The sequence below is a fragment of the Prevotella sp. MGM2 genome, from assembly GCF_002933955.1.
Lineage (GTDB): Bacteria > Bacteroidota > Bacteroidia > Bacteroidales > Bacteroidaceae > Alloprevotella.
The window spans coordinates 14278-30286 of the sequence record NZ_BEWW01000195.1 but is presented as its reverse complement, the minus strand read 5'-3'; the positions used below and the strand labels follow the sequence as shown (position 1 = coordinate 30286).

18 protein-coding genes are annotated in these 16009 nt (G+C 41.9%); 13 read left to right on the top strand and 5 right to left on the bottom strand.

The window, feature by feature from the left end:
• The coding region (locus C5S62_RS04820) for a helix-turn-helix transcriptional regulator (protein ID WP_371411184.1) at positions 1–679 on the top strand (679 nt) is incomplete at its 5' end.
• A gap of 366 nt (positions 680–1045) precedes the next feature.
• On the opposite strand, the gene C5S62_RS13835 is transcribed toward C5S62_RS04820, so the two are convergent.
• Together C5S62_RS13835 and C5S62_RS04810 are read right to left on the bottom strand one after the other, a co-directional pair.
• On the bottom strand, positions 1046–1279 hold the full coding sequence (locus C5S62_RS13835) for a hypothetical protein (RefSeq protein ID WP_104369808.1): 234 nt from the start codon (positions 1277–1279) through the stop codon (positions 1046–1048).
• A gap of 315 nt (positions 1280–1594) precedes the next feature.
• Positions 1595–2098: a hypothetical protein gene (locus C5S62_RS04810; protein WP_133159501.1), complete on the bottom strand. Its 504-nt coding sequence runs from the start codon at positions 2096–2098 to the stop codon at positions 1595–1597.
• Positions 2099–2653: 555 nt separating this feature from the next.
• On the opposite strand from C5S62_RS04810, the gene C5S62_RS04805 reads away from it, so the two are divergent.
• The 12 genes from C5S62_RS04805 (at position 2654) to C5S62_RS04750 (ending at position 12361) form a co-directional block, all read left to right on the top strand.
• Complete coding sequence (locus tag C5S62_RS04805) at positions 2654–2836, top strand: helix-turn-helix domain-containing protein (protein ID WP_223301139.1); 183 nt, start codon at positions 2654–2656, stop codon at positions 2834–2836.
• Positions 2833–3162, top strand: a complete 330-nt coding sequence (locus tag C5S62_RS04800) for a HipA N-terminal domain-containing protein (RefSeq protein ID WP_104404290.1) — start codon at positions 2833–2835, stop codon at positions 3160–3162. The genes C5S62_RS04805 and C5S62_RS04800 overlap by 4 nt, the downstream gene beginning before the upstream one ends.
• The gene (locus C5S62_RS04795; RefSeq protein ID WP_104404289.1) at positions 3155–4159 is read left to right on the top strand and encodes a type II toxin-antitoxin system HipA family toxin; all 1005 of its coding nucleotides are present in this window, start codon (positions 3155–3157) and stop codon (positions 4157–4159) included. Before C5S62_RS04800 ends, C5S62_RS04795 begins: the two co-directional genes overlap by 8 nt.
• A 21-nt stretch (positions 4160–4180) precedes the next feature.
• A complete protein-coding gene (locus C5S62_RS04790) occupies positions 4181–4699 on the top strand; it encodes a DUF6155 family protein (RefSeq protein WP_104404288.1) in 519 nt (172 codons plus the stop codon).
• 599 nt (positions 4700–5298) lie between these two features.
• On the top strand, positions 5299–6177 hold the full coding sequence (locus C5S62_RS04785) for a helix-turn-helix domain-containing protein (protein ID WP_104404287.1): 879 nt from the start codon (positions 5299–5301) through the stop codon (positions 6175–6177).
• Positions 6178–6292: 115 nt separating this feature from the next.
• Positions 6293–7408: a site-specific integrase gene (locus tag C5S62_RS04780; protein WP_104404286.1), complete on the top strand. Its 1116-nt coding sequence runs from the start codon at positions 6293–6295 to the stop codon at positions 7406–7408.
• Between the two features lie 167 nt (positions 7409–7575).
• Positions 7576–8349: a hypothetical protein gene (locus C5S62_RS04775; protein ID WP_104404285.1), complete on the top strand. Its 774-nt coding sequence runs from the start codon at positions 7576–7578 to the stop codon at positions 8347–8349.
• Positions 8350–8448: 99 nt separating this feature from the next.
• Complete coding sequence (locus C5S62_RS04770) at positions 8449–8823, top strand: helix-turn-helix domain-containing protein (RefSeq protein ID WP_104404284.1); 375 nt, start codon at positions 8449–8451, stop codon at positions 8821–8823.
• 2 nt (positions 8824–8825) lie between these two features.
• The gene (locus C5S62_RS04765; protein ID WP_104404283.1) at positions 8826–9896 is read left to right on the top strand and encodes an AAA family ATPase; all 1071 of its coding nucleotides are present in this window, start codon (positions 8826–8828) and stop codon (positions 9894–9896) included.
• Positions 9897–10198: 302 nt separating this feature from the next.
• Positions 10199–10618, top strand: coding sequence for a metalloproteinase (locus tag C5S62_RS04760; protein ID WP_104404282.1), 420 nt, complete (start codon positions 10199–10201; stop codon positions 10616–10618).
• On the top strand, positions 10615–11829 hold the full coding sequence (locus C5S62_RS04755; protein WP_104404281.1) for a relaxase: 1215 nt from the start codon (positions 10615–10617) through the stop codon (positions 11827–11829). Before C5S62_RS04760 ends, C5S62_RS04755 begins: the two co-directional genes overlap by 4 nt.
• Before the next feature lie 4 nt (positions 11830–11833).
• Entirely contained in the window at positions 11834–12361 is a 528-nt protein-coding gene (locus tag C5S62_RS04750; RefSeq protein ID WP_104404280.1) for a hypothetical protein, read from the top strand.
• 71 nt (positions 12362–12432) lie between these two features.
• On the opposite strand, the gene C5S62_RS04745 is transcribed toward C5S62_RS04750, so the two are convergent.
• The 3 genes from C5S62_RS04745 to brxL all read right to left on the bottom strand — a co-directional run bounded on the left by C5S62_RS04745 (position 12433) and on the right by brxL (position 16009).
• The gene (locus C5S62_RS04745) at positions 12433–13455 is read right to left on the bottom strand and encodes a virulence RhuM family protein (protein ID WP_104404279.1); all 1023 of its coding nucleotides are present in this window, start codon (positions 13453–13455) and stop codon (positions 12433–12435) included.
• Between the two features lie 74 nt (positions 13456–13529).
• Positions 13530–14582: a hypothetical protein gene (locus C5S62_RS04740; RefSeq protein WP_104404278.1), complete on the bottom strand. Its 1053-nt coding sequence runs from the start codon at positions 14580–14582 to the stop codon at positions 13530–13532.
• Entirely contained in the window at positions 14579–16009 is a 1431-nt protein-coding gene (gene brxL / locus C5S62_RS04735) for a BREX system Lon protease-like protein BrxL (RefSeq protein WP_104404277.1), read from the bottom strand. Before brxL ends, C5S62_RS04740 begins: the two co-directional genes overlap by 4 nt.

The following is a 16009-nucleotide window of genomic DNA, read 5'->3' as shown; positions in this document are numbered from 1 at the left end:
AAATTTAACACTTTTCTCAAAATTCATGCACCGTGTTTTCGGCTTGACCCGTATTATGGCTTTTTTGGATAGAAGCAACATAAAAAAGATTGATTTCTACAGTACCACAGGTATTGAAGCCAGCAATTTTAAGGGTAAAAATAAGACATCTCAACCAGGAAGCGATATGTTGGTTAAGATTTTAACCCTATATCCTCAGTTATCAGCGGAATGGCTTTTAACTGGTAGAGGTTCTATGATTAAAGATAGCAACATCCCCATTGCCCAACAAGCGACCAACAGCCATGATGGTATCCCACTCATTCCATTTAGTGCTATGGCTGGTGCACTGACTGGCGAGAATTCTGTTCTTGAATACGAGTGTGAACGATATATCGTGCCGGCGTTTAATGGAGCGGACTTTCTTATATCCGTAAAAGGTAATAGCATGACACCTACATATATCTCTGGCGATATTGTCGCTTGCCAACGTGTACCAATGGCAAGTCTTTTCTTTCAATGGAATAAGCCCTATGTCTTAGACACAGCTCAAGGGGCACTCATTAAACGCATCAAACCAGGGCATGACAAGCAGCACATTCTAATCGTATCTGACAATGAGCAATACGACCCATTTGAATTACCATACTCGGAAATATATGCTGTAGCCCTTGTTATTGGCATCATTCGTTTGGAATAAAACGAAATGTATGTTCAAAATTCATGTAATTTCTCGTAAACGCCTGTATTTAGGCACTTTCGTATAAAATCAGCCCCTCGAAAACGGTGTTTTTAGTGTATTTTGCCCCTCGAAAACCACTAAAAACACCGTTTTTCAGCCTTTTTATACCCATCCGCCCTATTTATCCACTTATTTTTATGTTAAAAGTGTCCACCTAAATGTCCACCTAATCAACACATTTCGTTTTTATAGCACATTATTTGTCCACCTAAATGTCCACCTTAGTGTCCACCTAACCGCATTTTAGACAGAAAAAAGGGGTGCTCATGCCATCACACAAACATCCCAACCCTATTTATAACTGAAATACCGTCTGAAAGGCCTTCATTTGCCCTCTGTGCGCCTCGTTCCACGTATAAGCGTAGATTGCTTTATTATAGCGCATTTCGTGGCCACAGAGCCGTTTCCAGACAATCCTGCATGTAACAAATACCCTTTTGTTGCCCCAACGTCCTGAGCCGTCAAAACGGTATATATAGCCGAGATACTCGCAAAATAATAGTCTTTACGCTCATAACGCCCCCTATTCAACAGATGCACATGTATAACCTTTGCCATAACTTATATATTTTTGGTGCAAATATACCAAATAATAACTATATGGAATAAAATAGAGAATATAAAATCAAAATACGCTAAAACAAAAGGCCCACAAGCTACCACATGAAACCAATTACAACGAAAAAGGCGACCATTCAGCCGCCATGTAACATTTTCCTGGTAAAACACCGTTCAAACGTTCTTTGAATGTAACATCAATGTAAAGCGAATGTTACGTTTCGTTTTTGACACCCCTCCCCTACTCTATCGCACCAAACACCCGTAACTCGTTTATTTATAACGCATTTCAATACAAAGCCAACATTTTCCACTTTACACATTTCGTTTTATCCCCCGTATTATCAACCCTTCTCTCCGGTAGTAACTCAAATATTTCTCAACATACAAATTATATTGTTCGGGCGCAGACAAGATGTTGTCAACGAGTCCGGCAACATACTTCTCGATTTTTGAGAATATTCCGACGAGTTCATCCTCATAGAAACAATGGCGGGAATTACAATCATCCTTGTCACAAAATACATGATGGTCATAAGTGTCTCCGGTGATATAGAGATAATGGCGATCCTTATAGGTTGATACCGACAACCTATACCACTCCCATCTTTTACCCTTGACCTCAAACCAAAGACTTCTCCTCTCATCATCGCCCATAGGAGCCAGACGACTCATCGAGCCATGTATGCTGCGTATGATATCAGCACACTTACTTGAAACGGCAGTCACGTCAAGACCGCGACTGTCGGGGAGGTAGAGGATGTCTGTCTGAGTCAGAGCATTTTGGCGATATAATTTCTTTTGATCATTAAACTTCATTTTCATTCGGGTTATGCGTCATAAGACGCGATTATTGAAATGTGTGTCCGCAGCTAATCGCGATGGAGAAGGTTATATCGGTGAGGACACAAAAAACGACTGTCGGGAAGCTTGGTAAGGACTTTCCGACAGTCGTTATATCTCAGTAGTCTGTATTTGTAGACTAACTTATGTCAGTTGGGTTACTGAAACGAAACGGTCGGACAGATCCGCAATATGATGTGCCTGTTGTTGACGGCATAAGCGCACAAGCATTGCGTTCAAAGCCTTTTAAGCTCTGAATACGTTTGCTAATTAGAGTATTGCAATGCTGTCTTGCCATTTGTTTCTTTTTTTTGTGGCCGCAAAGTTAATACTTTTTCACAAATCCACCAAATAAATTTTTCACAAGCGACAGAAGTATGATATACTATACTTTATTCGACCGATTTCAATACCAACTATAATAGAATGGTCGAAAGTATGATTTATTATACTTTTATTTGGCGGTTTCAGAAATTCTCCTTATTTTTGCGAAAAAGTTTATTATGTCAAACCATGGAACTGATGGATATAATGAAACAGCGTAGGGAAACGCTTTCCCTCACCCAACAGGATCTTGCTGAAATGTCGCAAGTGGGTCTTGCCACAATCAAGGATATTGAGCGTGGCAAGGGTAATCCTGCACTTAGCACCGTTAAGAAAATTCTTGATGTTCTTGGCATTGAGATTGAATATCGTATAAGGCAGACCCTATGAAACAGCTTGAGGTATATTTCAATGAAATAAAAGCCGGTATATTGACGGAGAAGCATCCGGGAATCGGATATTCTTTCCAATATTGTAAAGATTATCTTGACTCTCCCATGCCCCCGATTTCCGCGACGTTACCCAAAAGAACAGATGCTTTTTATTCTGAGTACTTGTTCCCTTTCTTCTCTAATATGATTCCGGAGGGAGCAAACCGTCGTGTGATTTGCCGCTCGTTGAAAATTGATGAACAGGATTTTTTCGGACTGCTTGAAGCGATGGCCGACAGAGATTTTATAGGAGCCGTTAATGTAAGGAGGATTACCAATGATTGAAATAAAGAACTGTCCTTCTTCTCTTGTGGAAGGATTTGACACTTATAGCCCGAAATACGCCAAATTACTATTTGGTAAAACAAAAGTGAATCCGGTACTTGGATTTGACATTGACGAGTTCCGGAATGTCGGCGAGATTGCGGATGCCATGCACCGCATATCGGTCTCCGGCGTTCAGGAAAAATTCCCGGCTATTATAAATGCAGATGCAATCAATATAGCAGGCGACAATGAGCGTTCGACACATATATTGAAACCTGCACCGTGGGACAAGACTCTTCGTGACCGCAAGATGATTCCTGCCAACGAGCATCTTACGATGCAGATTGCCTCACAGATTTACGGAATACAGACCGCGGCTAATGGTCTTTGTTTTACGCCCAAAGGTCAGTCGGTATATATTACCCGCCGTTTCGACATCCTCCCTGACGGGTCAAAACTCCCGATGGAGGATTTCGCCTCGATAATAGGCAAGAATGAACAGACCGCCGGCCTTCAGTTCAAATACAACGGTTGCTATGAGGATATAGCCAAAGCGATCAGGGCAAATGTCGCCGCATGGATGGTTGACATGGAGCGGTTCTTTGAACTTGTGGTTTTCAATTACATTTATGCTAATGGCGATGATCACCTTAAAAATTTCTCGCTAATTCTGACTGAGCACGATTACCGTCTGGCTCCTGCTTACGACCTTATCAATACCAGCCTGCATGTCAATAGCGATGACTTCGGTCTTGACGGTGGACTGGCATACGATATAGAAAAAAGCGACGTTTACGACAGAACCGGACACCCATGCCGCCTCGACTTTGAGAAATTCGGAGAGAAAATTGGCCTGGTAAAAAAACGTATTGATAGAATCCTAAACAAATACACCGCTTTCCCTGAAGGTGCAAAGCGACTTGTTGACCATAGTTTTCTCACCGACAAACTGAAACGCAACTACATCCGTATTGTAAATGAACGGATAAGCCGTTTCAACAGATCATCCGAATAATCCCACTTTAACTGTACCAAAATGTCAAAAGCAAAATTAAAAAAATATATGTCGGCTCTTTCAAAAGAACAGGTAGTCGATATAATGCTCCAGTTATACGATGCGAGCAAGGAAGCGAGCGTATGGCTTGAGTTCTATATGGAACCCAATAGCGATGCCGAGCTTGAAAAATACAAGAAGACAATCCGCAATCAGTTCTTTGGTCGTAACGACTGGCCTAAAGATCCGAGTTTCAGAGAATGCAATAAACTGATAACCTCATTCAAAGAACTTGTACCTGACCCACATGCCATTGCGGACCTGATGCTCTACTATGTGGAACAAGGATGCAGCCTGACCGCACAATACGGCGATTACGACGATCCGTTTTATACCGCTCTTGAAAACAATTTCAACAAAGCGGTCAAATTCATATCTATCAACGGACTGATGCCCGAATACTCGCCACGCATGAAAAAGATGATTAAGTCTGTGGAGTGTTGTGGATATGGCTTTCCGGATACATTGTGGGACATCTACTACGAATACGCAGAGGATTGATTAAATTCTTTTTAAGGCCTGGATTCTTCAATTGAGTAGAACAAGAGTTACACTTTTTCGACCGAATAACCATGCCTCCATTACACTTTTTCAAACGAACAACCGAGGGATTGCTACACTTTTTCAAACGAATCGATAATGACCTCGTATCCGCCGTTTGCACATCTTAGTTAAAACAGCTAACTTTGCGGGTACAAAAACACAGGCCCGAGAGGGTCGGAAAAAGCGATTTTCAGAAGGTAAAAACGGCGCATCTTCGGGCTTTTGTACCCGAAGATTTGCAATCCGCTGAGCGGCAAGATGTTCTACGCGCTGTGTCGGGAAGTGATGGCTTAGAAACAGCCGTAACCAATTATAACCACCCAGAATAAAGTCGCTGTATATCAGCGACTTTTATATTTTAACGTTTTCCAGTCCGTATTTGGAAGTAACGGTTTTTATCCATATTTTTCCTACATATTTCTACCGCGACGGAAATTCACGGTTAGCCCGAATGTCACAGTGACGCATTAGTTGACGTGTGTTGACAATGGTTTACATGTGTTGACAAAATCCGGGAGAAATAAGGCGAAATTATCCCCAATGTAAAGGAGGAAAATATGGAAGTAAGAAAGATTTGTCAATGGTGTGGAAAGCCATTCATAGCTCAAAAAACAACGACCTGTTATTGTAGCCACCAGTGTTCCAATCTTGGCTACAAGGATCGCATCCGGGAACGTAAGCGACAGTTGAAACGGTCGCAAGAATTATTGCAACCTCGACAAGCAGCTGAGGGACAGGATTTCTTCTCTTTTGCCCAAGCAGCAAAACTGATGGGCGTAACTCGGCAATACATATATAAATTGGTAAAGGAATCGAAACTTCGGGCGTCACGCATCAGCGGCAAGAAGTCACTCATCCGCCGTGCGGACATCGAACTGATGATGAAAACCAAACCTTATGAGCGCATCATGCCTAAAGAAAACTTTGACATCACCGAGTATTACACTGCCGAAGAGATTGCCGATAAATATAAGGTCAACGCTAAATGGGTGTGGACTTATACACGGCAGCACAAAGTCCCGAAAGTACGCATCCGCCAGTTCAACTATTACAGCAAGAAACATATCAATGCTGCTTTTGCCAAATACGAGGTGGATTCCGACCTGACCGAATGGTACACCCCAGAAGAGATTCAGGAGAAGTACGGTATGACACGTGTAGCCATCCGTTCGCAGGTGTATCGGAACAACATTCCATCCAAGAAGGAGCATGGGCAGATATTCTACTCCAAGCTCCACTTCGACCTCTCGAAGAGTTCCGAGCAGGAGAGCAAAGCGGAATACTACACCGTCAAGGAGGCAATGGAGAAATTCAATCTATCCCGTGATTCGGTTTACGGTATTCTACAATTCCATCAGATCAATCGTGAGAAGAACGGACGGTTCGTCAGGTTCCTGAAAGTGGAGTTTGACAAGGTAATGGGTGTCCGTAAGTAACCAATTATAGGCTTCCGTAAATTATTCCAAAATTAATCTCTACTGAAGGCTTTCTGCATGGTTACATTACAGAGTTTTGCCAGCGAATTAATAATAACCATAAAAATATAACATTATGCATGAATGCAAGACCGTGACATTAAGGACACGTCCGCTAAAAGGCAGGATGATGTCTTTCTATCTGGATTATTATCCGGGGTATCGAGACAAAGAGACAATGAAAGTTATCCGCCATGAGTCGCTTGGTATTTACGTATATGCCAATCCGAGAAACAAGCGTGAACAGAACTTCAACGAAGTAATGACCGAGAAAGCCGAAGCCATACGTTGCCGTAGGTTTGAATCTGTGGTGAATGAACGGTATGATTTCTTCGACAGGTACAAACTCAAAGCCGATTTCTTGGAGTATTATCGCAAACAGCTCCGTAAGCATGACCAGAAATGGGAGTTCGTCTATCTCCATTTCAGAAACTTCGTACATGGCAAATGCACCTTTGAGGAGATTGACATCGACCTATGCAACAAATTTCGGGAATACTTGCTGAGTGCCAAGAAGCTAAGACGTAACGGACCTATCACACGAAATTCCGCATCGGGATATTGGTCTACTTTCAGGGGATTCCTGAAAATACTCTATCGTAATGGAATGATAAAGACCAACGTCAATGATTTCTTGGATAAGATTGAAACGGAAGATGTGGTCAAAGAGTATCTGTCTGTAGAAGAACTGTATAAACTGGCTGAAACACCGTGCAAGAAACCCATTCTGAAAATAGCATCGCTGTTTTCATGTATGACCAGTTTACGTATCAGTGATATTCTTGCCTTATGTTGGGAAGATATTGTAGACTATTCAGCCGGAGGGAAATGCGTACACATCATTACACAAAAGAACAAAGCGGAAGACATCATTCCCATCAGCGAAGAAGCATTAGGATTGATAGATTACAGTTCCGAGAAGAAAGGTTTGGTATTCAAAGGGCTTATGCGCAGTTGGACACAAGCCCCCATGAAAGAGTGGATTCGTTCTGCCGGAATTACCAAGAACATCACATTCCACTCGTACCGGAGAACATTCGCCACGCTACAAGCTGCTGCTGGGACGGACATCCGCACCATACAGAGCATCATGGCGCACAAGAGTATCACCACCACGCAAAGGTATATCAAGGTGGTCGATGCCAACAAACGGGAAGCCAGCAAGAAAATTACCCTAACAAGGAATGGCTGACAACCATTTTAGATTCCATTTGTACGGGTATAGTATGATTTTTAGCCCGAAATCATACTATACCCGTTATTTTTTACCAATATTGGGCGATTTGTCATCACCAATTATAAGTATCTGGAATACGGCACATAACTTTACGGCATAATCATTCCAAACATTTACAGTATATGACAAATAGGACTCAAATTCGTACTCAAAGAATAAGCTTTGTTCTTGCGCTGTCGGTAATCACCTATACTGCGATAGACACTTATCTTTTCGCCTGTCACGAGATCAATATCATGAAGATAACGACTCCGGTAATACTTGGACTTGTAACAACAATTTTATTATGCGGTCTGTTACAACGATCTTTCTATAAATGGCTGACGAAGAATCCAATCGATTTTTCTTTTGGTTGGCAATCTCCGCTTGTTTTTGACTCTGATTTCGAGATAAAAGACAATTGTGCAAATGAAGCTCAAACCATTGAACAGCCAAATGATTCAGTTATAGATAATTATGAAGCGCTACTGGAGAACATCAAAAAGAAAGAAGCAGAAAGACAAGTAGAAGTCATGAATGCTATTCGGGAATATGTGACCATCAAAACTGCCCCTTATCTCTCTAAAGAGGCTATTTCAATCCTCATTTCCAATATAGAATATATGGCTTGTGGTAGATATGACTTATACAAACCTATTCGCTCCAATATAGATAAGCCGTTGAAATCTCCAGGACTACGCCATTTAGCATGGAACATCGGTGAACGTTTGGGTATATCTCTACTTCAAAGAGCAACTTTTATAAAAGTTTCATTTCCTCATGAACTCACAAATGCAACCATTGAATATCTAAAATTTAATTTGCGCGATAATGTTTCAAGCCAAATACCTATTGACGTACCCGATAAAGGCGACTATCGCTTCCATTTAGAAACAGATAATAGTAACTCAAAATAAAAAACGTATGCAGATGAAATAATTAATCCGGTCTGTATTGTTCTGCAAGGTTTCATTGAGTTGGTTCGCAGCATGTTAAACGATTAAAACACTTTTAATATGAAACAAGAAGACCTGACATTCAATGACCTGCCGGCAGTGGTAGGCGAACTGTGCAACCGGATTGCAAGCATGGAAAATCTGCTGACGGAAAAATTTTCCAAGCAGCACGAAGTCAAAGAGAACACGCACGTGCCCATGACGGTGCAAGAGGCTTGCGCCTATCTCAAAATGCCGTTATCTACTTTCTATTACAAGGTCAAAAAGGACGATATTCCGGTTATCAAACAAGGGAAGCATCTCTACATCTATCGGGATGAATTGGACAAATGGCTGGAATCTTCACGCAAGAATCCGGCTCCGCAAAGTTTCGAAGACGAGAATGAATCTATGCTCGCATCCCATCGCCGTAAACCGAACCCTAAAAACTGGTAACGATGGAGAAGGCGGATAATACGACTCCTTCACGTGAGGAGTTGGCAGTTTATGTGGAGGAGTCAATAGTGAGCGTGACAAGTGCATACGAACAGTCGCCTGTGGTGCTGATGGTGGACGATGCAGTTATAGGCACATTAGGCAATTTCAGTGCTTCCATAGGTAAGGCTAAAAGTAAGAAAACGTTCAATGTCTCAGCCATTGTCGCATCGGCATTGAGAGGTAGCACCATTCTTCATTATCGGTCTACATTCCCCAAAGATAAACGGAAGGTGTTATACGTTGACACGGAACAAGGGCGGTATCATTGTCAGAACGTATTAAAGCGCATTTTACGTTTGGCGGACTTACCGGAAAATAAAGAGCCAGAGAATCTGGTCATGCTGGCTTTGCGCAAATACTCTCCCGATATGCGATTAGCTATAGTTGAACAAGCTATCGGCACAATTCCTAATTTAGGATTGGTGGTCATAGATGGCATCCGTGATTTTCTTTATGACATCAACTCACCCAGTGAATCCACTGACATTATATCTAAATTCATGCAGTGGACGGATGACAGGCAAATCCATATCCATACCATCCTTCACCAGAACAAGAATGATGAAAACGCACGTGGACACATCGGCACGGAACTCAACAACAAAGCGGAAACCATCATGCAGGTCGAAGTGGACAAAGACGATAAATCCATAAGCGTGGTTGAAGCTGTGCATATCCGTGACCGGGAATTTGAACCTTTCGCTTTCCGCATCAACGAAGATGCTTTGCCCGAACTGGTAGAATCTTACCTGCCCAAGGCAAAGGTTGTCGGTCGACCAGCCAAAGAGCCGTTCGATCCGTACAAGGAGATTCCGGAGAATGTACATCGTGCTGCGTTGGATGCCGTTTTTGCAGATGGCAATATCGGCAGTTATGACGACTATCTGGAGCGGCTGAAAAAAGGCTATGGGTTGCAGGGTGTAAAACTCGGTCACAACAAGGCGGTCAAGGTAGCCACCTTCCTCGGCAACAAACGGATGGTGATAAAAGAGGGGAAAGAATATAAAATCAATCCCGAATGCCATTACTGAGTTCAACTTTACTTTATTGCAGGAGCGTATATATTAGAATAAAGCAAAGTAGGTAAGATAACATAATGTGAGATAGTCATACTCTCCCCTATTTTAGAGATATATCTTACTATCCGAATGCCGATTCCATATCCACATTCGACATGGCTTGCAGGGAAGTATCAACAGGTAACTGTTGCAAGATATGCCAAGGTATAACCTCACTGCGTTCCGGTTGTACATTGGCGCTCTTGCCTGCTCAGTTCCTTCGCCAGTACGGTACTCGCAAGCTCGCACCTATTTACCATTATAGAACAATTTATATGAAAGAAAATACTGAGAATTCATTTGGTTCTTCTAACGAAACAAGATGCGTCTTCATCGGAGCGAAAGTCACTCCCCGTCAGAAAGAGCATATAAAATCACTGGCAGCACAATGCGGTATGACCGTAAGCGATTACATATTGTCGTGTGCCTATAACTTCAAGCCCAAAGCGAGACTTACGAAAAAAGAAGCGGCACTGTTGCTAAATCTGGATAACTGTCGGTCAGACCTTGTTAAATACACCTCCGCACTTCACGGAATGTCCACAAAGCAACGCATGATAATGTTTAATCAGATTCCGTTTATGGTCGGCTGGCTCAAGGAACTTGGCAATGTAGCCGAAAGCGTTTGCCAGTTTCTGAATGCCGTAAAAGAGCATAACAAAATTCCGTCTAACGCTAAATCCGAAGAAGAATGATTGCAAAAGCAAAAGCCATATCGCACGGAATAAACGACCTCCGTTACATTACCGGCGAATCACAACACAAGAAACATCCGGAAAAAATTTATCGGGTATTGGACAATCTGTTGCCCTCTGAACCAGACGCTATGGGGATATGGAACTCCATGCAGTTGACCCTTTCCCAACATCGGCCGATCAAGAACTCTGTTATCAGAATCGAACTGAGTCCTTCGCCTGAACATACCCAATTCTTTGAAATCGAGGACTGGCAAAAACTCTGGCACGACTTCGCTGAGGAGTTCGACAAACAAGTGATTACCGACAAGGATGGAAAAGTCCGTTCCTGTCCGACCAATTTGGCGGGTAGCAAATACTCGGTTTGGCTGCATACGGAATCCGAAGGTGGAGTTCCACACCTTCATGCTGCTGTCTGTCGCATAGATGAAGACGGTAACATCAACAACGACCATAACATTCATCTTCGTGCGCAACGTGCAGCCGAACGAGTGGCAAAGAAACGAGGCTGGACAACGGCAGCGCAAGTCAGAAATTCCCATATTCACCAAGTGAATCGCGACTGCATGGATACGCTGAAATCAATGCAATCGTGGTCATGGGAGGAGTACAAAGACACCCTTATACGGAAAGGTTATACCGTACATGAACGAAATGACAAGAAAGGTATTCTTCGTGGATATGCGATCGTAAAAGGAAATACCAAATACAAGGCTTCCGAATTAGGAGTTGGCAGAAATCTGATGATCTTGAAACTTCCTAAAACATGGGAAAAGCTGCATCATAAGCCGCAGGGTTGCGCTTTGAAAACTACGTTTAAGGATTCTCAAACGGAGCAAAGTTTCAAACCGTCAGCATCCGCCGATTATGGCAGATATAATACTTATCATCCCGATACAGTCCCTTATACACTTAATCACGGAGGCAAAGGACACAAGTTCTATATTCCGGAAAAAGTGCTTGACTGCTTCAACGACGAATTTGATTACAGAATTGTCGCCAACACTCAGGAACTTACCGATATGGCTGTAGCTATTTTTGTCGGACTGCTTGAAACGCCCAACGTTGCAACAGGAGGCGGTGGCGGAGGTTCGCAAAACGACCTTCCGTGGAGAGACAAGGACGAAGATGACTTGCTTTGGGCACGCAGATGCGCTCGTGCCGCCAGCCGTTCGTTAGGGAAGAAACCTAAAACAGGATTAAAACGATAAGCCCATGAAAAAGAAATTCGATTTTTCCGCAGAAATGAATGATACGGAATCCATAAAGATCACTCCCAAAAATGAATATCTGGAAGAAGAGAAGCAACTACTTGATGTGAACGCCAAGGAACTTGCCAACCTGAATGACAATGTGCATGAGATGAGTATAAATCTAGGAAATTTACTTAAATTTCTACGGGAGTATAAGTTAACTATTGCCCAAAGTACGCAGGAGCAAGCCGAAAAATTCGGGCAATCTGTACTTGACAAGTTTCTTTGCCAAATTCAAGACAAATGGGATAAAACTGAACAGAAAATCCGTAAGGTTGACAGTTATATTTTCATACCATATACAGCATTTTACATCTTGATTATCATACTGGTAGTACTATCTTCTTTTTTCGCCGGTATCATAATAGCTAATGCAGAGATTTTGCACTCGGTATTGATTTGGAAAGCCGTTTTATGGACTATTCTGCTTGCCACAACTGGAATTACCACAATGATACTTCTTTTGAAAGTATTGAACAAGTCCAAATAGCAGATTACTACAAAGCGACGAGTCTTAAACCTGAAAATCAGAATTGAGACTCGTTGCTTTGCACCTCCATATCATTCTATATCCAAAGTAAGTAGATTACCATCGTTGAATCGGTCAAAATCGGATTGGAATAGTTTGTCTTGAATAATCCTATACTTTTCAAACTCCGTTTCCGCGAACTCTTTGGCAAATTCGGCTGACACGTTTCCGTTATCCTGTAATATCGGGAGTTCTGCCACATCAATGAATTTGTCAATACGTTTTACCCAATCCTCCATTGTCATTGGAATGTGACGTTTAGCCATATTTTCTGCCATATCAAGGGATGCATTGACTATTCTACCCATTTCTTCCAATTCGTTTTCTCGCAAATAGTTTTTTGCAACAGATACATCTGTTTTGACAATTTTCCCATTCGGAGCATTTTCCCAAGTAGTCAGCCCCATGAGCTCTTTATCTGCATTGGCTCGTTCTACAATCAGTTCCGCAGCAGTATGCCCATGTATAGCATAATGCATTTTATTCTGTACCTTCTTGAAAAAAAGACGAGTTGTCGGAGCATCCTTGTTATAGTCTATTGCCGTAGCATAAATGTCTGTCAGTTTCTGATAAAAACGACGTTCACTCAGCCTTATCTCCCTTATTTCGGCTAGCAAATGTTCAAAGTAGTCCTCACCGATGAAAGAGCCGTTCTCCATTCGTTTATGGTCAAGCACATATCCACGGATGGCAAACTGTCGGAGTACAAACGTACACCACTGCCGGAACTGCGTGGCACGAACAGAATTGACTCTATATCCGACACTGATAATGGCATCGAGATTATAGAATGTCGTATCGTAGTTCTTGCCATCCGAAGCAGTTGTTTCCATTTTGGAAATAACTGAATTTCCGTCCAACTCACTACTCTCAAAAATATTTTTAAGGTGCTTACTGATTGCTGGTACTCCTACATCAAAGAGCTGCGCCATCGCCTTTTGTGTTGCCCAAATGGTTTCATCTTTATACATTACCTGAATCCCATCCTCCTTGCCTTCAAGCATGAAGATAAGAAACTCTGCTGTACTATTTCGTATTTCTATATTTTTTGCCATTATGTAATCCCATTATCGATTTAATACCTCCATTAAAACTCATAAATGCACCTTACATCATAATACTTAAACTATTATACTAATTCAACCTTAATTCCCAGGTTGAGTTTTTGTGAAATCTCGGTTATCTGGTTGAACTTGGTAATAGTGTCGGAGCAGGTATTACATAACCAACCATTACCAACAGGTTTACACGACTTTTCATAACGAGGTGCGGGATTTTTCAGTATTAAATTGTCGGCGCAACAATTGATGCCCAATTCTCGCACTCTATCTGCGCCAGCATATTTTACAACCTCTACGAGGACTTCTAATACCTTTATAGGACAGATAGTACGTCCATCTAGGAATGTAACTCGAATTCTATGGCGTTCACTTTCCGATGTCCCCATTATGGGTATTGCTTCCTCTGAATTATTTAAAGGGACGAGACTAATTTTTAATTCAAGCTCCAATTCATCGGATATTGTTTTAAGATCAAAACCCTTTGCTTTTGTTGAACTATTTGTCATTACGTACCACCCTCCACCTATAGGCTTTTGATATTTTGCATATTTAGAATCAAGTGTTTGGGAGACAACACTAACTCCGGCATGTGACAGACCAACCGAATCTACTTTTTCCGGATTAATTTCTTTTATGACAGCCACATATGTATCGCTGACGACATTCCCCTGAAAAACTTTCCCATTAGGAAACTCAACTCTAAGTGTGTATGTCTTGCTACGCTTTGGAGTATCATGAGCATCAGTCTGATTGCTTGTACTGGTAATAATTTCCAGATTATTAGAATCCGTTTCCAATTCTTCAAGGACATCCTCGTTTTGGCGGTTACATTCATATTTATCGCGAATAAATACTGTCGATCCTGATTTGCAAAATGAATAGTCAAGCTGTTTTTCACCGTCGAATTGCAGGTTCATATCAACCGAACACCTCAACCAAGATATTTTGCGGCTTAGAAATTTCATCAATTCTGGTAACACATCCTCTTTGAGATATTGCAATTCAATGTTGTTGATTTCTTTACTTATTTCAGCAACAACATCTTTCCCGGACTCTTTAAGTTGGTCGAGGGATTCATATAGAATCTTCAGTTTTGAAGTATCAGCATTAGACTGCATCATTTCAATTCAAATATCGGCATGGGTTTGGAGAAGGAACTTTCACGGTCGATGTTTGCACATTGACGACGAATAATATCTCTACGATGAACAGCCGGTTTCAAACAATATGTATAAAACTCAGCAATATCCATATCCTCCTTTTTGAGAACGTGTGGAAACAGCAGCTTCAGATAGGCTGAGGCAATACGCTTTACGGCTTTCAAATGACGCATATCAGCACTCTCCGGAACTGCAATGGATTGATTTACAATTGTAGCATACTCCGTTGCGGTTCTGAGCTGGTGGAGAACCTCCGAGAAGAATTCTACGTTCAAGGTCCAGTCGCGCAGTGCCATGTCATTGGTAATGCGTGGGAGTAACCAACCTTCTATGAGTCCGTGGAATCGGTCGAGAAGAGCAGACTCTTTAAATGCTTCTGGAAGTTCTTCTACATAGTTGTCGGACATTGGGAAACCATCTTCCGATAAAGGTATATTACCAAGAAGAATAAGACCACACTCAGACATAAATTCGTAATTATCAACATTGGTCTTACCATATTCGAGATAGTTCTTAAGGATAGATCGCATCTCCATTGTATCGGTAAACGTAATTGACTGAATCTCATCAAGTGCTACGAGGTCATGATGAAGCATAATTCCAGGTGTCTTGCGTGACTTGTCATAGAAGAGTTTGGCACGAGAAACCTTACCGCCACCAATAAGCCAAACAAACTTTGATAAATTCCCGAAAACATAGGATTTACCGGTGCCCTTGGGTGCCAGCTCAATCAGGTTTAGACGAGGTTCGATGAACGGTAACAGACGAGCCAGAAACTCCAGCTTCTGAGTTTTGCCCGAAAAGGCTGACGGGGTATACTCCATAGCTGAAATAAGCACATCAATCCATTCATCGGTAGTAAATTTCTTACGACACTCTCTGAACGAATTGAGGTCGAGATGTTCAAGCGGGCGAAAAGGTTTATATTTTGACATTTCAATGTAACCCTTCTCCTTATCTTGGGGCGGGATATAAACAAGCTTGATGATCCCCCACTTTTCTCCGTCAATTAAATCATCAGGATTTTGCTCTACTATGTGCTGAGGAATTTTGGTATCCGCCATCTTTATACCCATTTCCGGAATTTGGAACTGTGTTTTATTCTTGGCTATATTTGTGCTTACCTCAAAGCGAGTTAGCAGAGTAATTACATCGCCTTGCATAAGGCGACTCCGAATAGCATTTGGATTAAGTGGGATGTGTTCGTCGAGAAATCTAATAAGTGCTTCACGGCGAAGTACGCCGTTCTGGTCAATATGTGTGGCTATCAGATAGTCCTTGACAAAAGACGGCAGATTGCGTCCAACGAATACTTCATTGTTGGCGGGATTCTTATAGACAGCAGATTCTCTGAAAACCTGTCTGATTTTATCTCCTATTTCACTCAT